Origin of the sequence: Luethyella okanaganae (assembly GCF_042660285.1) — a bacterium.
Taxonomy (GTDB): Bacteria; Actinomycetota; Actinomycetes; order Actinomycetales; family Microbacteriaceae; genus Luethyella; species Luethyella okanaganae.
The window spans coordinates 627,808-650,351 of the sequence record NZ_JBHSTP010000002.1 but is presented as its reverse complement, the minus strand read 5'-3'; the positions used below and the strand labels follow the sequence as shown (position 1 = coordinate 650,351).

At 63.6% G+C, this 22,544-nt stretch carries 25 protein-coding genes; 3 read left to right on the top strand and 22 right to left on the bottom strand.

Features of this window, described 5'->3' with window-relative positions; translation table 11 throughout:
• Window positions 1-2: 2 nt before the first annotated feature.
• The 16 genes from ACFQB0_RS10710 to ACFQB0_RS10635 all read right to left on the bottom strand — a co-directional run bounded on the left by ACFQB0_RS10710 (window position 3) and on the right by ACFQB0_RS10635 (window position 12,478).
• Complete coding sequence (locus ACFQB0_RS10710; protein ID WP_386731191.1) at window positions 3-425, bottom strand: NUDIX hydrolase; 423 nt, start codon at window positions 423-425, stop codon at window positions 3-5.
• A gap of 63 nt (window positions 426-488) precedes the next feature.
• Window positions 489-1,127 (bottom strand): ScbR family autoregulator-binding transcription factor, encoded by a 639-nt coding sequence (locus ACFQB0_RS10705; protein WP_386731188.1) that lies wholly within the window; start codon window positions 1,125-1,127, stop codon window positions 489-491.
• 508 nt (window positions 1,128-1,635) lie between these two features.
• Window positions 1,636-1,947 (bottom strand): hypothetical protein, encoded by a 312-nt coding sequence (locus tag ACFQB0_RS10700; protein WP_386731185.1) that lies wholly within the window; start codon window positions 1,945-1,947, stop codon window positions 1,636-1,638.
• 101 nt (window positions 1,948-2,048) lie between these two features.
• Window positions 2,049-2,993: a sensor histidine kinase gene (locus tag ACFQB0_RS10695; protein ID WP_386731182.1), complete on the bottom strand. Its 945-nt coding sequence runs from the start codon at window positions 2,991-2,993 to the stop codon at window positions 2,049-2,051.
• The gene (locus ACFQB0_RS10690; protein ID WP_386731179.1) at window positions 2,990-3,670 is read right to left on the bottom strand and encodes a response regulator transcription factor; all 681 of its coding nucleotides are present in this window, start codon (window positions 3,668-3,670) and stop codon (window positions 2,990-2,992) included. The genes ACFQB0_RS10695 and ACFQB0_RS10690 overlap by 4 nt, the downstream gene beginning before the upstream one ends.
• Before the next feature lie 27 nt (window positions 3,671-3,697).
• The gene (locus tag ACFQB0_RS10685) at window positions 3,698-4,270 is read right to left on the bottom strand and encodes a hypothetical protein (protein ID WP_386731176.1); all 573 of its coding nucleotides are present in this window, start codon (window positions 4,268-4,270) and stop codon (window positions 3,698-3,700) included.
• On the bottom strand, window positions 4,267-5,238 hold the full coding sequence (locus ACFQB0_RS10680) for an ABC transporter permease (RefSeq protein WP_386731173.1): 972 nt from the start codon (window positions 5,236-5,238) through the stop codon (window positions 4,267-4,269). The genes ACFQB0_RS10685 and ACFQB0_RS10680 overlap by 4 nt, the downstream gene beginning before the upstream one ends.
• Window positions 5,231-6,130: an ABC transporter permease gene (locus tag ACFQB0_RS10675; RefSeq protein ID WP_386731171.1), complete on the bottom strand. Its 900-nt coding sequence runs from the start codon at window positions 6,128-6,130 to the stop codon at window positions 5,231-5,233. Before ACFQB0_RS10675 ends, ACFQB0_RS10680 begins: the two co-directional genes overlap by 8 nt.
• A complete protein-coding gene (locus tag ACFQB0_RS10670; RefSeq protein ID WP_386731168.1) occupies window positions 6,127-6,864 on the bottom strand; it encodes an ABC transporter ATP-binding protein in 738 nt (245 codons plus the stop codon). The genes ACFQB0_RS10675 and ACFQB0_RS10670 overlap by 4 nt, the downstream gene beginning before the upstream one ends.
• A gap of 324 nt (window positions 6,865-7,188) precedes the next feature.
• Window positions 7,189-7,434 carry a PfkB family carbohydrate kinase gene (locus tag ACFQB0_RS10665; protein ID WP_386731166.1) on the bottom strand — a complete coding sequence of 82 codons (246 nt, stop codon included), beginning with the start codon at window positions 7,432-7,434 and terminating at the stop codon, window positions 7,189-7,191.
• A 72-nt stretch (window positions 7,435-7,506) separates the two neighbouring features.
• Window positions 7,507-7,815 (bottom strand): PfkB family carbohydrate kinase, encoded by a 309-nt coding sequence (locus tag ACFQB0_RS10660; RefSeq protein ID WP_386731163.1) that lies wholly within the window; start codon window positions 7,813-7,815, stop codon window positions 7,507-7,509.
• 79 nt (window positions 7,816-7,894) lie between these two features.
• Window positions 7,895-8,647 (bottom strand): glutamine amidotransferase, encoded by a 753-nt coding sequence (locus ACFQB0_RS10655; RefSeq protein WP_386731160.1) that lies wholly within the window; start codon window positions 8,645-8,647, stop codon window positions 7,895-7,897.
• A 16-nt stretch (window positions 8,648-8,663) separates the two neighbouring features.
• A complete protein-coding gene (locus ACFQB0_RS10650) occupies window positions 8,664-9,692 on the bottom strand; it encodes a phosphotriesterase family protein (RefSeq protein WP_386731158.1) in 1,029 nt (342 codons plus the stop codon).
• Window positions 9,689-10,708, bottom strand: coding sequence for an ABC transporter permease (locus ACFQB0_RS10645; RefSeq protein ID WP_386731155.1), 1,020 nt, complete (start codon window positions 10,706-10,708; stop codon window positions 9,689-9,691). The genes ACFQB0_RS10650 and ACFQB0_RS10645 overlap by 4 nt, the downstream gene beginning before the upstream one ends.
• The gene (locus tag ACFQB0_RS10640) at window positions 10,705-11,460 is read right to left on the bottom strand and encodes an ATP-binding cassette domain-containing protein (RefSeq protein WP_386731153.1); all 756 of its coding nucleotides are present in this window, start codon (window positions 11,458-11,460) and stop codon (window positions 10,705-10,707) included. The genes ACFQB0_RS10645 and ACFQB0_RS10640 overlap by 4 nt, the downstream gene beginning before the upstream one ends.
• Window positions 11,461-11,464: 4 nt before the next feature.
• Complete coding sequence (locus ACFQB0_RS10635; RefSeq protein ID WP_386731150.1) at window positions 11,465-12,478, bottom strand: substrate-binding domain-containing protein; 1,014 nt, start codon at window positions 12,476-12,478, stop codon at window positions 11,465-11,467.
• A 407-nt stretch (window positions 12,479-12,885) separates the two neighbouring features.
• On the opposite strand from ACFQB0_RS10635, the gene ACFQB0_RS10630 reads away from it, so the two are divergent.
• Both ACFQB0_RS10630 and ACFQB0_RS10625 read left to right on the top strand, forming a co-directional pair.
• Window positions 12,886-13,911 carry a LacI family DNA-binding transcriptional regulator gene (locus ACFQB0_RS10630; protein ID WP_386731148.1) on the top strand — a complete coding sequence of 342 codons (1,026 nt, stop codon included), beginning with the start codon at window positions 12,886-12,888 and terminating at the stop codon, window positions 13,909-13,911.
• Window positions 13,908-14,984 (top strand): M20 family metallopeptidase, encoded by a 1,077-nt coding sequence (locus ACFQB0_RS10625; RefSeq protein ID WP_386731146.1) that lies wholly within the window; start codon window positions 13,908-13,910, stop codon window positions 14,982-14,984. The genes ACFQB0_RS10630 and ACFQB0_RS10625 overlap by 4 nt, the downstream gene beginning before the upstream one ends.
• Window positions 14,985-16,350: 1,366 nt before the next feature.
• On the opposite strand, the gene ACFQB0_RS10620 is transcribed toward ACFQB0_RS10625, so the two are convergent.
• The 5 genes from ACFQB0_RS10620 to ACFQB0_RS10600 all read right to left on the bottom strand — a co-directional run bounded on the left by ACFQB0_RS10620 (window position 16,351) and on the right by ACFQB0_RS10600 (window position 20,610).
• The gene (locus ACFQB0_RS10620; RefSeq protein WP_386731144.1) at window positions 16,351-16,965 is read right to left on the bottom strand and encodes a Crp/Fnr family transcriptional regulator; all 615 of its coding nucleotides are present in this window, start codon (window positions 16,963-16,965) and stop codon (window positions 16,351-16,353) included.
• Between the two features lie 62 nt (window positions 16,966-17,027).
• Window positions 17,028-18,920 (bottom strand): hypothetical protein, encoded by a 1,893-nt coding sequence (locus ACFQB0_RS10615; protein ID WP_386731141.1) that lies wholly within the window; start codon window positions 18,918-18,920, stop codon window positions 17,028-17,030.
• 187 nt (window positions 18,921-19,107) lie between these two features.
• Window positions 19,108-19,401, bottom strand: a complete 294-nt coding sequence (locus tag ACFQB0_RS10610; protein WP_386731138.1) for a hypothetical protein — start codon at window positions 19,399-19,401, stop codon at window positions 19,108-19,110.
• Entirely contained in the window at window positions 19,398-19,568 is a 171-nt protein-coding gene (locus tag ACFQB0_RS10605) for a hypothetical protein (RefSeq protein ID WP_386731137.1), read from the bottom strand. The genes ACFQB0_RS10610 and ACFQB0_RS10605 overlap by 4 nt, the downstream gene beginning before the upstream one ends.
• 322 nt (window positions 19,569-19,890) lie before the next feature.
• Window positions 19,891-20,610, bottom strand: a complete 720-nt coding sequence (locus ACFQB0_RS10600; RefSeq protein WP_386731134.1) for an aquaporin — start codon at window positions 20,608-20,610, stop codon at window positions 19,891-19,893.
• Window positions 20,611-20,664: 54 nt separating this feature from the next.
• On the opposite strand from ACFQB0_RS10600, the gene ACFQB0_RS10595 reads away from it, so the two are divergent.
• Window positions 20,665-21,339 (top strand): arsenate reductase/protein-tyrosine-phosphatase family protein, encoded by a 675-nt coding sequence (locus tag ACFQB0_RS10595; RefSeq protein WP_386731132.1) that lies wholly within the window; start codon window positions 20,665-20,667, stop codon window positions 21,337-21,339.
• A 55-nt stretch (window positions 21,340-21,394) separates the two neighbouring features.
• On the opposite strand, the gene ACFQB0_RS10590 is transcribed toward ACFQB0_RS10595, so the two are convergent.
• Window positions 21,395-21,997: a cation transporter gene (locus ACFQB0_RS10590; RefSeq protein WP_386731129.1), complete on the bottom strand. Its 603-nt coding sequence runs from the start codon at window positions 21,995-21,997 to the stop codon at window positions 21,395-21,397.
• Window positions 21,998-22,544: the final 547 nt, after the last annotated feature.

Genomic DNA, 22,544 nt, shown 5'->3' with positions numbered 1-22,544 from the left:
GGCTAGAAAGCGTCGAGCAGCACCTCGGGAAAAAGCGGACACTCGGTCGCGGTCAAAGATCGCGGACGCCACACCCCGTGTCCGCGCCCACGCTCGATATCGGGAACGAGATCGAGCGCGTAGACCCCCGGATCGTCGAAGTGCGCGCGGTGGACGAGCATGATCTCGTGGCCGGCGCGTCCATCGTACTCGAAGAGATTCTCTACGACATGGATCCTCTCGCAGACCGTGACGCACGCCCCGAACTCCTCGAGGAACTCTCGTTCGAGGGCCTCGGCCGCCGTCTCTCCGAACTCGACGCCCCCGCCAGGCGGTCGATGAAAGCGCTCACACTTGATGCGATCGTAAAGATCGCTCACGAAGAGATCGCCGCGTTTCGGGTGCACGATGAGAGCGAGCGCAATCACTCGGGGTCCGCCGGTCATCTCGCGATGCTATAACGAGCACATCCTTTTTGACACACCATCCGCCCGCCACCTCGAGACGTGTCACTCGCGGGCGAAGACCTCGTCGATGAGCGCAGCCGCCCGTTCCTGCCGGTCGGGGGGCACGACGGCGGGGTTGAGAATCATCCACATCTCCTGCACGCGTTGCGACAGATCCTCCCGGTGCGCGAAGACGTCGGAGACCAGTTGAACGCCGGTGAAGGCTGGGACGACGAACCGCGCGAGAGTCGCGGGATCGAGCTCGAGACGGATATCTCCCTGCACGATCGCCTCGGCGGCGAGACGCTCGAAAGTGAGGAGCCAGTCGCGATAGGGCTCGATAGGAGGCTTCTCGAAGATCGACGCCTCAGTCGTGAGACGGATGCACGCACGCACGATCGGATCGGTGACGAGCCTCTTCGCGAGGTCGGCGCAGAGACTCACCATCGATTCGAGCGCACTGCCCGTGCTGGCAATGATCTCGATCGCAGCCGCGGTGGCGATGCGGTGCTCGGCTTCGATGATCGCCCTGGCGACCTCTTCCTTCGACTGGAAGTGGAAGTAGAGCGCACCCTTCGTCACCCCGGCCGCTGCGGTGATGTCGGCGAGCGACGCGCTCGCGTAGCCGAGGCGGCAGAACACTTCTGCGGCCCCGACAACGACGCGTTCGCGCGTTGCACGGGCTCGATCTTGCTGGATCATCGCCCTCCTCGCTCGCGCTCAAGCCATCGTACCCGCGTGCGCGGCCTCGAAGCACCGGGACATCGCCGGCCTAACCAGCGAAGATCGTACCCGCGCGCACGGCCGGGAAGAACCCGAAAACGCCGACTCGTGGACTCGCAAAAGCAACAAACCGCTTGACCGGTTTCTTTTTGGAGTGATTTCGGTTAGTCTGTTCGTGGTGGGGGGCTACCGGAGCGGCCCCGGGGGGTGCCGCTCCGGTAGTAGGCTCCGGCGGGGGGAATGCCGGATTACCCTGTTGTGCGCCACGACGGTCATGCGGTCCGCCGACGGCGAATCGCGACACCCTCACCCACCGCCTGTCACCACGGCTCTGCCGTTCGACATTCGACATGAGCCGAGTTCCAGAAACAGGGAACAACCGGTGAACCGGCAGTAGATGCCCGATTCCGCGATGGATTCGGGCATTTACTGCCGGTTGGCTAAGGACGAGTCGGGAGGTGAGGTCGCAGACGCCCCACGGGAGGGGCTAGTCCCGAGTGCCGTCTTCGACCACGACTCCGTCGACATCGTCACCCGGGCTCTCCGTGGTGCCGTGGTCGGCGGTCTCGCCGTCTCTCTCGCCCTCGGACGCGGTGCCGCTCTCGGCGACTTCACCGTCGGCGGTCCCGTCCTCGACCTCGTTCTGCACGTTGTCGGTGTCGGTCGGCTCCGTGGTCGACGTCACAGGTGCCATCGTCGATGCCTGTGCGGGGATCGCAAGTGCGGCACCGCCGGCGATCAGGATCGCGAGCACAGCTGCGGAACCTGCCGCGACCTTCATCTTCTTCTGCATGGTCATGTGTCCTTCCGTGTGGCTACGCCATGCGGCGCATGACGGTGGTTACAGGCTAGGAACCCGACCGTGAGACGAGCGTGAGAGCGAGGATTGCCGTCTCAGTCTCACGGTTGGTACGCAGGAAGGCTCAGGACGACGGTCGTGCCGACGCCGACGGCCGACGAGATGGTCACCTTGCCGTGGTGAGCCGCACAGACCTGCCGCACCAGCGGCAGGCCGAGGCCGAATCCGGGGGTGTTCCTCGACTCCTGCGCGCGCCAGAAGCGGTCGAATGCGTGACCCACCTCCGCCTCCGTCATCCCGCCCCCGTTGTCTCGAACGATGACCTGGGCGGACTTCCCCGACGACAAGACGGAGACTTCGATGCGGTCGGCTGGCGAGGTGAACTTGACGGCGTTGTCGACGATGTTGGCCACGGCCCGTGCGAGCAGTTCGCGCGATCCGAAGACCATGACAGACTGAGACGTTACGACGGCGATCCTCGCCGTCCCCGTATCCTGAAGCCCGACCACACGCCGCACCAGCTCGTCGAGCGATACCGGCTCGAAGCTCGCCTCCAGCTCCCCCGGACTCTCGCGGGTGAGCAGGAGAAGATCGTCGGTCAGCCGAATGAGACCACCCGCCGCCTCTAACGCGCGGCTCATGGCCGCTCGATACTGCGCAGGCGTGCGGGATCTCGTGAGAGCCAGCTCGAGCTCGCCCTGGACCACGCTGAGCGGGCTGCGGAGCTCGTGGGAGGCGCCGTCGACGAATCGTTGTTGCAACTCGTAGCTTCGGCGAATCGGCGCGAGGGCCGCCCTCGCCATCAGATAGCTTGAGAGGGGCAGGAGCACGAGCAGGATGGCGTAGCCCACGACGAGTCCCGTGCGCAGATTCGCAAATCCCTGCTCCGCAGCGTTGACTGACGCCTCGCCGTCGTGTTGCGCGGCGTCGAAGTCGAAGGTGCCTGTGACGAAGGCGTAGACGCCGATCGCGAAGATCCCGAACAGGATCAGCTGCATGAGCGTGTAGGTCAGCGTGAGACGAAAGAGCGCACGTCTGAACATCATTCGTCTGCCGCGATCACATACCCGGCCCCACGTCTGGTCTCGATGATCTCCCGCTCCCCGGCGAGGGTCAGCTTCTGTCGCAGGTAGCGGATGTAGCTTTGCACGACGTTGCTGAACCCCTCGTAATTGCTATCCCATGCGTGATCGATGAGCTCGGTCGTGCTGATGATGTGCCCGGCATTGCGCATGAGGTACTCCAGCACGGCGAACTCCTTGGCGGTCAGGACGATCGTCCGCCCCGCCCTGGTCGCGGTGCGGGTCGCGGGATCGAGGGCCACACCCTGCGCGCGGAGTATGGGGGCGAGGGCGCGCGGTGCGCGGCGAAGAAGTGCTCGCACGCGGGCGAGAAGCTCCGCAAGATGGAAGGGCTTGACGAGATAGTCGTCGGCACCGGCATCGAGACCCTCGACACGCTTGCGTGCCGAGTCCAGCGCGGTGAGCATGAGCACGGGGATGTCACGGTTCAGCTCGCGAATACGGGCACAGACATCCATCCCGCCTTTTGGCAGTCCGGGAAGCATCAGGTCGAGAACCACGAGGTCGTAGCTCTCGATCTCGAATGCCTCGACGCCGTCGGGCGCCGTGTAGGCCACATCCACGGCGTATCCGGCCTCGGTGAGCGTACGCCGGACGATGTCCGCGATACGCACATCGTCCTCGACGACCAGCAGCTTCATGATCGGCCGCGGGTGTCGAGACGGACCCTAGTCGACTTTCTCACCGGTGCCTGCTCCCTTGCTCGCGGTGGCCCGGGCGAGCTGCACGCCATCCGCACTGACCTCGATCGCGAAGTCGACCTGGTTGACCGAGCTGCGATAGAGACTGAAAACGTTCTCGGGGAAATGCCCAGGGCCTGTTTCGTTGTCGAAGAAGATCGTAGTCTCCGCCCCTGCAGGAAGGGTGAGTCCTGAGAGCGACTGGTAATAGCCCTCTGTCTGTCCCGTCGTGACATCGGTCATCAGGTAGTAGATCTCTACGGCGGAGAGATCCTTCGTCGTGCTGTTCTTGAGGGTCACCTGAAGCCGGTCGCCGAGCGCCGCCTTCGTGACGGGATCGACGTTGTCCTCGACAGCGGCGGCCACGATCGAGAGCCCGGGAGCCGTGCTCGTGTTGTTGATCGGGTTCGAGTCGACGGGCAGCACGCCACTCGCGGTGCTGCCGGATCCTACCGAGGTCTGCGAGCTGACGGAGGCAGGCGCCGCGGCTTGGCAGCCGACGAGCCCGAGCAGGGAGAGCGACGCCACCAGGGCGAGAGGGACGATAAATCGCGATTTCATGAGATCTTCCTTTGCAGAGTGCGTCGGGTGGTGACCCCGACGGCGAAGGTCACGGAGGCGGCGACCGCCGCCGCGAGTGTGACGGCATAAGGCCACATGGCTGCCCAGACCAGCGCAAGGGGCTGCTGGTTGTAGGTGTCCTTGATACCGAGGAAGGCGAACGAGAGTCTCTCGAAGTTCTTGGTGATGGAGGAGACTTCGAGACCGTTGCGGATCCCGTCGAAGCCGGCGAAGTTGGCGAGCACCGCGAGCTCGTCGGTCTTCTGGATCTGGAGGGTGGCGAACAGCCCGCCGGGAACCTGGTTGTCCGGATCCATCGTGTCGCCGATCTGGGGAATGACCAGCACGAATGCCAGCCAGATCGTGATTGCGACGATCAACCCGGTGCTGAGCCGCGGTGATAATGAGGTGATCCCGATCGACAGCGCACTCCAGAAGACCAGGTAGAGCCAGGCAGCCAGTGCGGCGATCACGATGCGGGCGATCTCGATGGCGGGCAACGGCGCGTTCCCGATGACAGCGATCGCGGTCGCGGTCGTGATCGTCAGGAATGCGACGACGACGAACCATACGACGGCAAGTCCGAGGATCTTGCCCCCGGGGATCGAGAAGCGACCGAGCGGGCGGCTCAGGAGAAGTTGCAGCGTGCCCCGGTGCTTCTCCTTCGCCACCGCACCGTAACCGAGAACGATCGCGAACAGTGCCCCCAGAATCTCCAGGTATTCGACGCCACCTCGCAGCAGTTGGAGGGGAAAGAGCCGTGGTGCCGCGGGAACGGTTCGGCTCCCGCTTGCTGCCAGTTGTTGGACGTACAGGTTGTATGCGTCGAGCTGGGTTCGGAAGTTCGCGGCGGCAACGGCAACCGATATCAGCGTGGCGATGGCGAGGAACGCGACGAGCACCGTGAAGAGCCGGTCCCGGCGAAGGTCGAGCAGTTCTTTTCGTGCGACGACCCATGAACTATTCATTGAGGCCCTCCCTCAACCGCGCGCGCGGCGTTGCGACCACGATGGCGGTCATCACGATCAGGAAGGCCACCAGGATGAGGACGCTCGTGGTCGCGTCTCCCGTGACCGTCGTGTCGTGAAGGATGGCACCCGACGCCCGTTTGAACTGCTCGGTGACCGACAGCGGACCGGTGACGGCCGCGACGACGTCGAAATAGCCGCCGCCGGGGTTCGCCACTGGCACCGGATTGAGCAACGACACGGGTCGTGCTGCCGTGCCGATCTGAGGAAGCACGAAGGCAACCGCACTCCAGACGACGAAGGGCACAAGCAGGGCCGTGGTCTCGCGTCTGCTGCGGATGCCCGTGAGCATCCCCAACAACGCGAAGCTTGCCAGGAGCACCCATGACACGAGTGCGAAGGCGATCATCCGCGCTGTGTCGTCCCACCCGAGCGGTGCCCCGCTGATCACGCTGATGATCACCCAGCTGATGGAGAAGCTGACCCCGATGACGGCGGCGAGCACCACCCCGAGCCCGGCGAGTTGCCCGAGCAGGCGGCTCGTCGATCCGACGGGACGGCTCAGCACCAGGTCGACGGTGGCGGCCTTCCTGTCGCGCAGGGTGGCCTGGACGCCCAGGACGATCGCCATGAGCGAGCCGATCAGCAGCACGTAGATCACCGAGTTGCGCGCGTAGTACAGGGGTGAGACGCCGAGGAATGGATTGGGCGCCGACGTGAAGCCGTCGGCACGGATCTTCTCGTAGACGCTCGTGACGGTCTGATTGGTGATCCATCCGATGACGGATGACACGACCACCATCCCGCTGAAGACGAACAGCAGCAGGTGTGCTGTTCGGGCGCGCCTGGCGTTGAGCAACTCGTTCCGCGCGCTCACGATGAAGGTGTTCATGAGACCGGCTTCGACTCGAGGTGGAAGTAGATCTCTTCGAGCGAGTCCTCGCCCGGGAAGGCGGACAGGGTGCGATCGAGGGTGTCGTGATGAACCAGTCGGCCGCCCCGCAGGATTCCGATGCTCGTACAGGTCTTCGTGACCTCCGAGAGCAGGTGAGTGTTCATGAAGATCGTCATCCCGAACTCGGAGTTCAGGCGCACGATCGTCTCGCGGAGAGTGCGGACCCCCTCAGGGTCGAGACCCGAGGTGGGCTCGTCGAGAAAGAGAACGGTCGGCGAGTGGAGGATGGCCTGAGCGATTCCCACGCGTTGGCGCATCCCCTTGCTGAACGTGCCGAGTCGCTGGCGGTCGTGACCTTCGAAGTCGAGGATCCCGAGCACGTCCCGAATGCGCTGATCGGGTCGCCGAAGGCCCGAAAGCCGGGCGAAGAATCGCAAGTTCTCGAAGAGGGTGAGGTTGTCGTAGAACTGCACGTTCTCCGGAAGGTATCCGATCGCCTGACGCACGCCCTTGGCGTCGGCGATGATGCTGCGACCGCCGACCTCCGCGGTGCCGCTCGTCGGCCCGAGCAGAGTCGTGAGCATGTTGACGGTCGTGGTCTTGCCTGCACCGTTGTGACCGAGCAAGCCGAAGACCTCGCCAGAGGGAACGTCCAGCGTCAGTGCATCGAGCGCACGCGTGGAACCGTAGGACTTCGAGAGTCCGTCGGTTTTGATTGCCGAGTTCGTCATAGAGGCGACCGTATCCAGCGCATCGTGAGACCACGATGAGAGAGTTCGCGCTCACCCCACTCCACGATCTCCGGCCCCCGAGGCGGCTTGGCGCCGTCGACGGAGCGCCAGGCAACGCTTGGTGCTCTCACGGTTTCGGCGCGGCGATCGGGCGTCCTGAACGAGGGCGCTGCGCCGCCCCAATCCCGCGTCATCGGCCAGGAGAAGGCGATGGCGGACGCTTCACGAGGTGCACCGAATCTACTGAACGAGCCTGGTGGTCTGTAGCAGAAACGAACGATTTCGGCATGATGCTTCGGGTGCGGGCGTGTATCCGGCATCTTCTCAGGCTGGAAGCCTTTCGGTGGTTGTGGGGTAGGAAGTCTGCGACCCATGTCCGCACACAGAAAATGCTGCAACACGGACTGCGTGACGGCAAGCGTCAGGCAGTTCAATGCCCTGGGCGAGCGAGAACGCCAGTGCACCTACGAAGGCGTCGCCGGCTCCGGTGGTGTCGAGGGGCTGCACCGTCGGCGACTTCACCAGGATCACACCGTTGATGGTGGCGGCGGCGGCCCCGGCGGCCTCCACGGTGACAATCGCTGACTTGACACCTGTTTTACGAGTGCGGCCGCGAGTTTCAGGCCATGGCCTGTGGGGACGTCAATAAATGGCGACGGCCATGATGGCCAGCCCTGTCGGACCGGGGACTATGGCTACGTGGCTGAGGTCGACGCCGGCCTGCCGGAGCAACCGGGTGGCCACATCGGAGTTGGCGTCTGCACCGGTGGCTCCGATCACGATGGTTTCTGCCCCTTGGCGTGCTGCGGCGAGTGCCTGGTTGCCGCCCTTGCCACCGGGTGATAACTGCCCGCCGGTGCCTAGGATGGTTTCTCCTGGGTGGGGGTGGCGCTCGACGCCGACTGAGGGGTCGGCATTGATGGACCCGATTATTCCCACGCGTGGGCTCATGGTTTGTCCTTCCGTGTGGAATGGATGAGTGTGGTAGTCCGGCAGGGCCCGCAGCGATGCGCGGGCCATGCCATCGGGGCTAGATCTTTTTGGTCACCCAGTCGATAATGCCGCTGAAGATCTGCTGGTAGCCGGACCAGTCCTCGCAGAATTCTCTGGGGGCCCAGTGGGGGGAGCAGTCAGAGGTGAACACTGCACTGCGGCCGTTGCCGGTCTCCGCCAGGGCAATGAGCGGGTCGCCGTTGATGGAGGCGACGAGTTCGGCACCAGGCTTGAGGATCGTCCTGTTGTATCCGAGGAGCGGCGGCCATTCGGTTCCTGCGGTGCCGATGGCTTTGTGCTGGGGCTGTTCCACCTGGGCGGTGAGCCCGGCGGGCAGTTCCCACCTGTCGTCTTCTGGGAGCATTTCCACTGGAAGGACTTCGGCGATTGCGGTGTTCCGGAAGGCTGCGCGGGCCTGGAACCCGGAGAATGACAGATATCCGCCGATCATCGCCAAGGCCCCTCCGTCCTTGGTCCACTTCGCCAGGGCCGCGAGACGGTCCTGGCCGGGGATGAAGCGTTCGAAAACGTCAGGTGCGAGCTGGATGGAGTTTGCACCGATGTCGGACAGAACGATGGCGTCGTATTCGTCCAGCTGTTCTTCCGTGCCGGGGAAAGCCGTGGGGACGACGTGGGCGGGCATGTGCACGACAAGGTGGCCCTGGGCTTCGAGGGCATTCTTCAGGGGTCCGACCCCTTCGACGTAGGAGTGGACGGAGAATTCGTCGACGCCCTTGATGTGGGTGGATGTGGTCATCCAGCTCTCGCCGGCGATCAGGACCTTTGCCATTGGTGTTACCTGTTTCTTATTCGGTGGTGGAGTTTGTGAAGAGGCCGGCCGGGTTCGATGTCAGCATGGCTGTGACCTCTTTCGGGCTGATGCCGCGTTCGTGCAGCCGGAACGGGAACGCGAACGGGACGTAGTTGAATCCGTTGCCGCCATGTTTTGTCAGCATGGATTTGAGGAACAGGTCGTGGCTGAGCAGAATCTGCTTCCCGAATCCCGCACGGACCAGCCGGGCGATGGCATCGGCGCTTTCGCCAGGGCCAGGGCTTTCGCCCTCGGACGGGAAAGTAAACGGCATGCCGATCATGTCGAAGCCGAGCATGACACCCCGTTCGGCCATGTCCATCTGATACTTAGCGTCATCATGTGAGGGGTCCATGTGGCAGAGGACCACCGCACCGGGATCGACGCCGCCTTCGTCGATGACAAGGTCCAGGATCCTGGCACCCATCCTCTTCCACGCCGGGGTGTGGATGAACAGCGGCACGCCGAGTTCCTTCTGCACCATGGCCGCCGCCCGGAGTGCCCGCTGCTCAGCCGCGGAGAAGACCGGCGAAACCCCTATCTCGCCGATGACCCCTGGGCGGGCCCCCGGCCGGTCGAAGTCAGCCAACAAGGAATCGGCCAGGGCGTCGACCGTCGCTGCGCGCGTTGCCTCGTCCTGGAAGTGCTCCAGGTACCAGCCCGAGCCCATGATGATGTTGACGCCGGATTGCCGAGAAAGCTGCTCCAGGGCTTCCGGGTGACGCCCGAGCCCGGGAGGCGTGAGATCGATGACGGTCCCGCCCCCCAGTCTCCGGAACGCCGTGAGATCCTCGGCCATGCCCTGAAGGTCATCGAGCCGGCAATTGTCGACGCTGTTATAGGGGTGTTCCTTCAATAACCAGGCCAGATCCGCCGAGACCGGGGCGTCCAGCAGGTCGCGGACCCGCTGGTCCGAGGCCGGGCTGTACGCGGCGCTGAGGTCGTTGACCAGGTGTTCGTGCGGGAGCACTATCCCGAGCTCGCTGGTGCTGACCGGTCCGGTGACGGTCTGGACGGTGGTCATTTTCCGAGCAGCTTCGCGATCAGGTCCGAGAACTGCTTGCCGCGCAGATTGATCCAGATTGCCACCAGCAGCACCAGACCGGTGATGATCGGAGTCAGGAACGGGCTCATGCCCACTAGCGTGAGTCCATTGGCGATGACACCGGTCAAGATCGCCCCAATCAGGGTCCCGGTGATAGTGCCACGGCCTCCGAAGAGATCGGTTCCGCCGATGACGACGGCCGCGATCACGGTCAGTTCTAGACCGGTGGCGGAGTTCGCAGACCCGGAGCCGAGACGCGCGGCGATCAGGACACCTGCGATGCCGGCGGCCACGCCGGAGAAAGCCATGGTCCACATCTTGACGGCCTTCGTATTCACACCAGCACGGCGCACGGACTCTTCGGAGGAACCGATGCCGGTGGTGTACTGGCCGAATTTCATGGAGTGCATCAGGACCAGACCGGCGAAGAACACGATGATCGCTATCCAGGCCATGAAGGTAATACCGAGGAATTCACCGTTTCCGACCGTCCGGAAAATGGTGTAGTCCGGAATCGGAATGGAGAAACCCCCGGTGCCCAGCAATGCCAGCCCCCTGATCACGGACAGCGTCGCAAGGGTGACGATGAACGAGGGGATTTTCTGGTACGAGGTCAGGATGCCGTTGACGAACCCCCAGCCGAGCCCCATGAGGGCTCCGACCACCATGACGGCCGCAGAGTTAAGCCCGGTCTGCACGAGCTGAGCGCAGGTCGCGGCCACGAACGCGGCTATCGCACCAACTGACAAGTCGATCTGCCCTGCCGTGATGACGAAGGTCATGGCGACACCGATGATCAGCACGGGGGCGATCTGGGTGGCCATGTTCGCGACATTGACGAAGGACAGGAACGCCGGGCTGGCCGCGGCGAAGACCACGATCATGGCCAGGGTTACGCCGACCATGAGCAGTGTTGACTTGTTGGCCCGTTCGAAGAGCGAGGGTGGTTTGACTTTCACCGGTGCGGCACCGGTGGGACTGGTCTGCAGAATCACGATGCCTCCGGATACTGATGGTCTGAACGGGTGATCATGGCCACCAGGCGTTCAATGTTGAGTTCTGAAATAGGTTTGTCGTCCACGCTCTCGCCTTCATACATGGCTGTCACGCGGTCGCAGACACGGAAGATGTCCTGGAGCCTGTGGGTGATGAGGATGACGCCGACGCCTTCGGCTGCGACCTTTTTGATCAGCCGCAGCACCGATTCGACCTCGGCCACGGCCAGGGCAGCGGTCGGTTCGTCCAGAATCAGCACATCGGGTTTGAAGGACACGGCGCGGGCGATGGCGACCGACTGCCGCTGGCCGCCGGAAAGGGTCCCGATTTCCTGGTACGTGGACTTGACGCGGACATGCAACTCGTTCAGGACTTCTGCGGCACGGGAATGCATGGCCTTGCGGTCCAGGAACCTGCCCTGGAGGGGTTCCCTGCCCAGGAAGAGGTTGCCGGCCACGTCCAGGGTGTTGCACAGGGCGAGGTCCTGGTAGACGATGCCGATGTTCTCTTTGCGTGCATCGCTGGGGTTGGCGAAGCAGACAGAGTTGCCGCGGATCAGGATTTCTCCTTCATCGTGCTGTTCGGCGCCGGCAAGGACCTTCATCAGGGTTGACTTCCCGGCACCGTTGTCGCCGACAAGTCCTACGACTTCGCCGCGGCGCAGTGTGAAGTCCACTCCTCGGAGGGATTCCACCGGCCCGTATGACTTCTTGATTCCGCGAAGCTCTACGAGCATTTCGTTGGTGGTCATGATGCTACTTCTTCAGGTAGTAGGCGAAACTGTCGACGTTCTCCGGGGTGACGATCTGCGTCGGGACCGGGATCGTCTTCTCGACGCTTTGGCCGCAGCTTAGCTTGATGGCCGCACCCATCGCTTCGTAGCCGAACTTGAAGGTGTTCTGCTGCACGACGCCTTTCACGAAGCCGGACTTCAGGCCATTCACGGCGGACTCGGACAGGTCCCACCCGACGACGGTGACCCGTGACTGGGCTTTCTGGTTCGTGACACCGGCGACCAGGCCGATCAGGGCCGGCTCTCCGGTGGCGTAGACGTATTTCAGGTCCGGGCTTCCGGTCAGCAGGTTTTCAGCGGCGGACTGGGCCGATTCCTGGACGTTCTTGCCATCCGCGACCGTGCCTTCAGTCATGCCCTTGGACTTGATCTCGTCAATGAATCCCTTCTGGCGCTCCAGCTGGATTGTGGAGTTCAGGGCGCCCACCACGCCGACCTTGCCGGTGTTGGAGGCCAGCTTGGCCAGGAAATCACCCATCTGCTTTCCGGATTCGGCGTTGGATGTGCCTACCTGTACGGAGATGGCCGGATCATGGACAATTCCGTCTACGGCCACGATCTTCACGCCGGCCTGCGCTGCCCGCTGAATGGCCGGCTTGATGCCCTCGGTGTCGATGGCAGCGACGATGATTGCCTGGACCTTCTTGGCTACCAGGTTGTCCACGGCGCTGCTCTGCTGGATCGCGTCGTCGTTGGCGCTGACGATCTGCAGGTCCACGCCCGCCTTATCGGCCACCGTCTTGGCGCCGGTGTTGATCTGGTTGAAGAACAGCGCCTGCAGGTTCGGTGTGACCAGCCCGATCTGCAGCTTGCCTCCGCCGGCGGCCGGGCAGGCCGAGGGAACGTTCTCGGGCCCGGGAATTTCCGCGGAGACGGCGGACCCCGACGGCGTCGAGGCCGTGGGCCGCGCTTCGCAGGCGGTAACTCCGGTCAGGACGACCGCGGCGGCAAGGACAGCACCGATTCTTTTGTACATGAACTTCTCCAGTTGGGTAGGGCCCAGACCACCGGACGCCGGCGGGCGGGCTGGAAGAGTAAGGCGCACAGTCCGCCGGCCAGCTCGGGGCCAGTGTCGGATGTGCCTTCAAATGTGTGCAGGGGGCTCGGAACCGGGCCTCCGGGGTTAGCTGAACCGTGATGTAATCGATTACTTATAACTGTGGAAGAGACGTTACTTCCGTCACCCCTAACTGTCAAGAGTTGCGGAGTAACAAACGGACAGAGGCCGGCATCTGGTCCAAAGTTCGTTGCAGAATAAGGGTTCTCCGAGTTCTTTGGGCGACAAGGGAAATGATGGCTTTCATTCCCGAAGTCATCGTGAAATGATGAATACGATTACATTGAGGGCTGGAGGCGTGGATTGGTCCTGGACGAGGGGAACGTATGTCGAAGGTGACAATCAAGACCGTGGCAGAGCATGCCGGAGTCTCCACTGCAACAGTTTCCCGTGCCCTCAGCGGCACGGGCCTGGTTTCACCGGAACTGCGTCTGGCAGTAACGAAGGCCGCTGAGAAGCTGGGCTACTCGGGGAACACAGTGGCCAGGGCTCTGCGCAGTTCGCGCACCAACGCCGTCGGCATGGTCGTTCCCGAAATCGCCAACCCGTTCATGACGGACCTGGTCCAGGAAGTTGAACAAAGCCTCCACCTTCACGGCATCCAGCTGTTGCTGTGCAATTCCCGCCAGGATCCGTCGCGGGAACGCGCCGCACTCACGTCCCTCATCGGGCGCAGAGTCGACGGGCTGATCATCTGCCCGGTTGACGCTACGTCCAGTTTCGCCGGCGTCGAAGCCGCTGTCCAATCCCTGCCCGTGGTCCAGGTCGACCAACGAATCGAAGGGCTGAACGCCGACTGGGTGGGCGTCGACGACGAAACGGCGATGCGCCTCATCGTCGAGCATCTCTCCTCTCAGGGTGTCACCTCTGCCGCCTTTGCCGGGTCCAAGGAGAACGATTCATCTTCCAAGGCCCGCCTGGACGCCTTTCTCCGCCATGCCGGCGCGCTGGGAATCTCCGTCGCCAAGGACAACATCTTTCTGGACAGGTACAGCGTTGACTGCGGCCGCGAATCCATGGAGCGACTGATCCGCTCCGGCTCCCTTCCTAACGCCTTGGTCTGCGCCGCGGACATCATCGCTATCGGAGCACTCCAGACCTGCCATGCCCAAAAGATCACCGTTCCGGACGACCTTCTGATCACCGGATTTGACGACATCGAATTCGCCAACCTCTGTACACCCCGGCTCACCACCGTCCGGCAGCCACTCAAGGCCATAGCCAACCACGCCGTCGACATCCTCCGGTCAGTGCACGCCGAGGATGACCATGCCGCCGTACGTCTGGCCCTAGCTCCGACGCTCGTGATCCGAGAAAGCAGCAGCGCACGAACCCACGAGTCCGCTTCATGAATCAGGCCGACCGCATTGCCCTTCTCCTCGAGCTGATCGCCGTCGACACAACCTCCGGCCGCACCGAAGCCCAAAGGCACCTGCAAGGCCATGTCGCGGCCGAACTCACCCAACGAGAGCGCCGACTGAACGTGACGACGGCGCCTCCGAACGAGTACCCCTGGACGCTGATCACGACCCGTTCCAACGGACCAAATCTGGTCTTCGCCTGCCACGTCGACACCGTCCCGGTAGGGGACGAAAGTCAGTGGACAAACCCGCCGTTCTCTCCCATCGCCGTGGACGGAAACGTCCATGGCCGCGGCGCCGTCGATATGAAAGGGGGACTCGTCGCCGCCGCCATCGCCCTCCTTGAAGCCGCCGCCCTCGGTCGCGCCGTTGCCCTGCTGCTGACCAGCGACGAGGAAATCGGATCTCTGGGCGCCTCCGACGCCTCTAGATCCCTTCAAGATCTGGATGTCGGCGCAGTGATCATCCCGGAGGCGACAGAAAACCAGGTGATCACCGGGCATCGAGGGGCCCTTTGGATCGAAGCCACTGCCGCCGGACGCGCCGCCCACGGGAGCGCCCCCGGCCTCGGTGAAAACGCCGCACTCAAGCTAATGGCCACCCTCGGTCGGGCCACGACTGGACTGCCGATCCAAATCGATGGATTCCTCGGCGCCGAAACCTGGAACCTCGGAATCATTCAAGCAGGAACAGCTCCGAACATCGTCCCCGACGCAGCGTCCGCAATCATAGACATGCGGACGATTGATGCCGGCGGCCAGCTCCTAGCATGGTGGCAAAGCCAGCCAGAACTGGAGTCCGTTGACGTTGTTTTGCGCCTGCCAGCCCTTCGCACGGACCGCTCAGGCGAATGGGTCCGATCACTACCTGCGCCGGTCGCGGACACACCAGCCACATACTTCACCGACGGCTCCGTCCTCTCCCAAATGCTCCCGGGAATACCGATCGTGGTCTGGGGCCCCGGATCGCCATCCCAAATGCATTCACTCAACGAGCACATTTCCGTGACCTCCCTGGAAACAGCCACGGCAAATTTCCGTCAGACGGTAAGGGCATGGCTCTAGACTCGGCCTCTGACCGCGTTACAACAGCCCGGTAGTGATCAGATGGTCCAAGTCCCGCCACCCTGCCCTATCAGGGTCTGACTTAAAAAGTACGCAGGTCCTGCTGGATGAACTCGAGAGGCTGTCGTCCGGGGTGAACCCAGTAGATTTGCTACTGACAGCACCAGCGAGCCCGCCCCGGCAACGCCTACTTGGCCCTAAAGAAACGGCTGAGGTTGTTGCTCTCTACCAAGCCGGCCGTACAGCCAAGGAGGTAGCTGACAAGTTCGGCATCCATCGATTGACGGTTAGCCGAGCCGTCCGCGGGGCTGGTGGCCGGGTCGGGCGTGAACCACTGACTGAACGAGACGTCGAGAAGGCAGCCAACCTATATAGGTCGGGCTTGTCTATCGCGGCCGCGGCGAAGGAACTGTCACTCCCCCGCGAGAGCATCCGACGCCAACTCATCCAGGCTGGGGTTGTCATGAGGGCCAGGGGTCGACCTGCTCAACGCTGATCCGTATGTTCTTCGTCCACTCGGCGTTCGCGGATGGCGATCCGCATGAAATCAATGATCTTCGGGGGTAGCGTCCGCGCTCGCCTACATCCCGATACGTGCGAAGACGTACTCGGTGCCCCCTCGCTTGCCCCATGAGCGGTGTTTGCGGATCGTTGGCCGTGTACCTCAAGCGCGTGGGACAGGTCCTGCTTGATTCCCGCGGCCGACGAGGTCCACGGGGTCGGTTGCGGTGGAGGCAGTGGAGGCAGTGGAGGCGTGCCGGGACGGTGGTGTGTCGGTAAGGAGAAGACGGGCAGCGAACTCTGCGTTGTGGGCGAAGCGCCCCGGGTTCGGAGCCTCCAAGACCCGGGGCGTTTCTTGTGACTTCTCTACTTGCCCTGGCGATGATCCCTGTGCCATCGACGATCACGAACGACAACGTCAACGAGCAACGCCAAGACCGGTACTACAGAGGCGATACCGAGCCACTCATTGTGGGCTCCAGTGCCGATGAAGACCGCGTTGAGGCCGATCAACCACAGGATTCCGCCGATCAGCCATGCGATTCTCCACCAAGGAGAGAAGAGATAGCGAACCCTTGTTAACGCAGTCATAGACTCCTCGGTTCTCACCGGCAGTAACCACCGGAATAGGTATCGAACCACGGTATCGGTGAGGTGATTATGGTGAACGTTACCGTGAGTTGCAGGCATCTCTTGGGATTCGAGTTCTGGGCGACGCCCGCGGTGTACACGGCCGAGCCACGCCCCCCACGATCACGGGAGACCCACGGGCCACGGGCCACGGGCCACGGGCCACGGGCCACGGGCCACGGGCCACGGGCCACGGGCCACGGGCCACGGGCCACGGGCCACGGGCCACGGGAGCCTAGTCTATGTTCAGCAATCGTATACGGCGCTTCTCGATGGCGAGCAGCCGATCATCCTGCATGCGCCGAAGCTCTCGCAACAAGGCCTTCGAGTTCACGCAGAGATAATCGGCCCACTCCTGACGGTTGAAGGGCAGGTGGATCGCGCCGTCCTGTTGGGGTGGCAATATGCCCAGGTGCAGGAGGATACGGGTGCGCATCCGCGGCTCGCTCAGGAGGTTCAGCCTGAAACTCAAGTGGACGAGCTTCTTCGACATCTCATGCATCAGATTCGCGTTCAGCTGTGCTGCCCAGGGGTGCTTGCTTGACGCGATCCGCTGCGCGGGGAGCTGGAGGATGGTGCTGTCGGTCAACGCGCTGACATCGACCGGTGATCGACTCCCTGCGACCACAATGGCCTCGGCGAAGGACTCCCCACAGCCGAAGCGTGCGACGATCTGATTGTGCACGCCGCGGGGAGCCGCCGCCTGGATGGTGCCCGAGAGCACGATCGGAAAGAAGTTGGAGGTGTCCCCGACCCGAAGCAGGATGTCGCCTCGACGATAGTTCTGGACGAACGCGCGCACGGCCTCCAGGAGCGTATCGTGCGCGTCTGAGGGGATGCCTGCGAACACGGGAGATCGCCTCATGATCGATGACAGCGAGACGGCGCCTGTCAAGCTGTCGTTCCGTCTGATCACACGTGGCCGTCCTTCAGTGTGGACTGTGCGACATAGTCCCCCGCGTCGGTCGCGGAGGGGGCGATGCTCAGAACGTGACCTTCGCGCTCGGTCAGGCCGATCTGTGTGGTGCCGTCATACACGAGACCCTCTGCGGCGTTTGGCTTCTCGATCAACGTCGGGGCCTCGTGAACCACCACGACGTAGGCGATCTCGGTGTCTTCGGTCTGCTCGGTGTCGATGTCGTTGCTCTTGCCCGTCGCCGCGTTCCACAACGCGCGCTGGGGCATGGACCCTGTGGCCAGGGTGTTCTCGTCTCTGTTGACCAAGTCGAAGGCGGCCGTAGTGCCGTTGTTCGCCTCGTCGAGCTTCACCGCGACCGTGATCCCTTCGCCCACCGTCCCGCTCACGAGGTACACGGAATCATCCGAGCTCCCCACCGGCACCGTGCCGGACAAGCTGTTCTTCCCGTTCCCGAGAGGGAGCATAAACGAGCGGCGTTTCGCGGTGGTCGCGTGCGGCAGGTTCTCGAGGCTCATGTCGAGCCCGAAGGTGTACAGGTGGACTTCCGGATCCGTGTAATCGCCGTCGTCCCTCAAGGCCGCGATCGTCTCCGCCTCCCGCTGGGTCGATGACTCCTCACCGAGGAACGAGGAGAACAGACCGAGGGCGTCGAGGGTGTCGTAGCCCATTCTGAGGCTCGACGCTTCGAGCTTGCCGGTAGTCCAGTAGCTCATCGTGGTCCCGACATCGCTGGCGAACGTCTTCGTGTGCTGCCATGCCGTTCCGGAATCGCCGTCGATGACGACGATCGTGCCTAGTTTTCGGGTCTCGAAAGCAACTTCGCCCTGCTCGACCGTGGTGACCCGCAGTTGTTCGCGGGTTCCGTCTGAGAGAAGGTACGCCAGCGGGTTTGCGTGGTCGGTGGGAGGCGACACCGAGGCGAGCGCCTGCCCGGCAAGATCGACTGTCTGGAAACCGGGGATCTGGTTGATGCTCCATACTTCGAAGACCTGTATCGTCACGAACGAAGGCACGAACGCCGCTGTGGCGAGCTCGTATTCATCGCCGGTCGTCGACCGCGAGGCGTCAAGCCTAGCCCTCTGGAGCGAGGCGATCAGCGAGACGATCAGCGAGACGATCAGCGAGGCGATCAGCGAGACGCCCAGCAATGCGCCCACTTCTGCAGAGACCGTGGCTGAGACACCTGGGGGGACATAGGGGTTAGCGGTGATCGTGTAAGTGCCTGGAGCCGGCGTCGCCGACGACGCCAGCGCGCTTGGGGAGGTGATGCGCTTTCCGTTGACGACGTCGGGCGCGGTGGCGGAGACACCCCGAGCGCCGTCCGTGAGCGCGGCGCCATCCGAGTCCGATGTCTCCACTTCTTGGGGGGAATTCCCGACTCCCGTAGGAGCCGACGCGTCCACGTCCATGGATGCTGGGGCGGTAGCTGACGCATCCGGCGCATCAGTATTAGAGCCGTCCGGCACCTCGGCGGTCACAGGCGTAACAGTCAGTGTCGCTGCCTCACTCGTAACGGCTCCCCCGTCGTTGACGACCGACGCGCGGAACTGAGCGCCCGAGTCGTCGGTGGTCACCCCGGTCAACGCGAGGGTGTCCGTCGTTGCGGTGTCGTTGTTCGCGCCTTGGATGGCCTCCCATGTCGCGCCTTCGTCGTCCGATCGCTCCCACTGGACTGTTGGCTCCGGACCACCGATGAAGGCGATCGTGAAACCCGCATCCTCTGCTTCAACCGCAGTTGCCGACGCCGGCTGAGTCGTGACGCTTGGCGCAAGGAGCGCCGGGCCTGCGTTCGCAGCGTATGCGCCGGTGGGCATCCCGATCGTCAGCCCGGTGATGAGCGCGGCGGCGGTGAGCGAGGAAGAAAGCGTGCGTCGGGTTCTGGGCATTACCGGGTTCTCTGTTGGCTCGTGCTGTGGGCGCTGTCGATTCTGACCGCTCCTGCGCGTGCGGGATCCGGCTTGTCCGGCCCACACGCCGGAGCGGTCAGGTGCTCAAGGGATCTATTTCATCGAGCACGACATCCGCACGGAGGCGTTTCTGCTCACCTGAGTGGAGCGCGGAGGGCGTGTCAGTTCATTCGGATGGAGTCGCGTCGGAGTCAGGTGGCGCTGTCGTAGTCGACAACGAGATGCGGTCCCGGCCCTTGTCGCCCGCGTAGAGCAGGAAGTTGGCGTATTCCGAGCTGGGGCTGAACGTAGCAACGCTTGTGCCCCCGCTGAAGTCGGTCACATCAAAGGTCACGGAGGAGATGCGCTGCTTCGTCCCGCCCCACGTCGTCGACCATGGCACGAAGCTCTTGTCCGTAACGGAGACGGCGCTGTCGGTGGATGCGCTCGCGATGGAGAGCACTCCGAATGACTCGTTCACGATGGGAACAGTGAGAAGCCCGGTCCCATCGCTGAGCACCTCAAGCGTGGAGCATCCGCCAACGCGGCCGTGCCCGCCTGCAGCCCGATCACGGATACGCCGACGATCAGCAGCGCCACGGCAAAGATCATCGACGTTGATCTGTTCAGCGCGGGGTTGGCTTTCATATTCTTCTCCTGTCTGTCTTCTTCTCCTGTCTGTCGTATCGCATGCAGACGATGCTCGACTGTCGGAGCGATCAACGGCCCTGGTCGGCAGCTGCCGATCCGCTTATATCAGGCACTCTGCCAGGTGAAAAGCGATTCGCCGGTTGCCATGGTTACCTTTAGGTAATCCTTAGCTAAGGAAAAATTCGGGTAGGCGTCGGCAACCACGACGGTGACGTCGGTTGCAGGGTTGAGTTCGCGGGCGCGGAGGGCGGCGGAGATGCCGGCGTCGCCTTCGCGATCGCAAAGAGACGCATGAGGGTGCGTGCCCTTTGGTGGTGTCTCAGGCCAGCCGCGGTGCGGCTGGAGGACGGGTGGTGGGAAAGAACAGGACGACGAGAAGGATGCCGACCAGGCCGCCGGCCAGTTGCATTCCGATGAACGGCAGCACGGAGGCTGGGGCGATGCCGGCAAAGGTGTCGGAGAAGATCCGGCCGATCGTGACGGCGGGGTTAGCGAACGAGGTGGAGCTTGTGAACCAGTATGCGGCCCCGATGTAGGCTCCGACCGCGGGTGCGACAATGTGGCCGCGGCGGGTGCGGGCCAGGGCGAAGATCACCAGCACCAGCCCGGCGGTGGCGACGACCTCGCCGACCAGGTGCCCACCGGCGACCCGCTCGGTCGTCGAGAACGAGGTCGCGGTCTCGAACATCGTGTTCGCCAGGGCCGCACCGCCGAGGCCGCCGAGGATCTGCGCCACGACGTAGCCGGCCACGTCGACCAGGGGGAGGTGTCCGGTGCGGCGGCCGAGCCACCAGTCCGCCAGGGTCACGACCGGGTTGAAGTGCGCCCCCGAGACGGGTGCGAGCACCAGGATCAGCACGGTCAGCCCGAGGGCGGTGGCGACGCTGTTCTCCAGCAGCTGCAGCCCAATGTCGTACGGGGAAAGGCAGGATGCGGCGATACCGGAGCCGATCACGATCGCCACCAACAGCCCGGTGCCGAGAAACTCGGCGGCCAGGCGACGCCAGAGGTGCGGGCGGGCGGCAGTAGCGATTGTCATGTTCATGTCGGTGTCATCTTGACTCAAAGAGATTGCTCAGTCAAGATTGAGGCAATGAAAGTTGATGGAACTCGTCAGTTGGAGCGGCGGGCCGCGCGGCACGCCGCGCTGGCGGACCCTGCCCGGTTGCGGGTAGTGGATCTGCTCAGCCTCGGCGACCTGACGCCGACCGAGTTGCAGCAGAGCCTCGGAATGCCGTCGAATCTGTTGGCGCATCACTTGAACGTGCTCGAGGGCGAGGGGATAGTCGCCCGGTCCCGGTCGGAGGCCGATCGGCGTCGCAGCTACGTCCGCCTCCTTCCGGCCGCCTTCGACGGGCTCACACCGGGCGCGATCGGCAGCGCCCGCCGGGTGGTGTTCGTCTGCACCGCCAACTCCGCCCGCTCCCAGCTCGCCGCCGCACTCTGGAGACGCCACAGCCCGATTCCCGTCGCCTCAGCCGGCACCCACCCGGCCGACCGGATCGAACCCGGCGCGATCGCCGCCGCCCACCGCCACGACATGCCCCTGCGAATCGCCAAACCCCGGCTGCTGTCCGACGTGCTCATCAGTGACGATTTCGTGGTCACCGTCTGCGACAAGGCCCACGAGGAGCTCGGCAACCTCGGCGGCCTGCACTGGTCGATCCCCGATCCCGTCCGTATCGCCACCGATCAGGCGTTCGACGCCGCGTTCGAGAACCTCGCCCAGCGCGTCGGCGACCTCGCCCAACGCCTCACCGCAGCATGACCACGAAAGAGACACCACGGCCCACCCGCCCGTTGGCAGTCGACCACCGGCCTGCCTAAGGGGTCGCGGATCGTGCGGTGAGGTGCTCGGACCGGGCGGTACGCCACACCGCGCGCGCTGCATCAGCGTTGAGGAGCCCGATCGCCAAGCCGATGACGATGTCGAACCATCCGCTCTGAATCCAGATCGTGACTATGCCCACGGCGATGATGGCGAGGTTGGCGAAGGCGTCGTTACGTGCGGAAAGCCATGCGGCCTTGGCCATGCTGCCGTGAGTACTGCGATGACGAACGAGGAGGAACGCGCAGAGCACGTTGACGACTAGCGCCCCGACCGCGGCGGCGGTGAGCGGAAGCGGTTCAGGGGCGACAGGGTCGAGGATCTTGAGGATCGCGATCCAGATGGTTGCCAATGCCGGGACGAGGATGACGAAGGCCAGAATGCTGCCGACCCACGCCTGCCGGCGAAGAGACCAAGCGGCGGCGAAGAAGATCAATAGATTGATACTGGAGTCCTCGAGGAAGTCGACGCTGTCGGCAAAAAGTGAGACCGACCCGATGAAGGTCGCGACGGTGAACTCCACACCGAAATACCCGAGATTGAGAGCAGCGACAAGCAGAACCGTCCGTCGCAAGGTCGGCGCATTGGATCTGCTCATCACGTGTCTATCTTCTCGTGTCGGCGTGCCCCAGTGCCGACCGCCCGGCCAGGTGGCATCGACTCCGATCATCGACACGGCGGGTGGTCGAGGCAGTCACGACCGATCTGGAGTTGCTCTCCGAAGAAATTCCAGTCCGTTCGCGCCGAACGTTGAATAGGTGATACGAGTGTTGGATTCTGAGAACGCGAGGTGATTCGGGGAGATTCGTTGCTGTTCGCGTTGTAGCCGGTGAACAGATTCGGGCCTCTTTGCGTGAAGACGATCGCCGGCCCCCTGAGATGCGCCAGCGTCAGTCCATCGGACGTGGGTGCGATGCTGATGAGCTCTCGCAGCTCCTCGCACCAGTACTCTCCCTCTGCTAGCCAGGTCTGGGGAAACGATTGCGAGATTCTCCACCACTGGTGCGGGCGTCGAGTGGGATCGTTGCTCACTGCGATCTCGCCCTTTGCGTCGTTTACCTGAATGAGTGTTCCGTCGTCGCCCTCGTAGCAGTCGGGGCGGAGCCTGCTAAGTCGCGCGAGCCCGAATCGCGTGTCGATCTCTA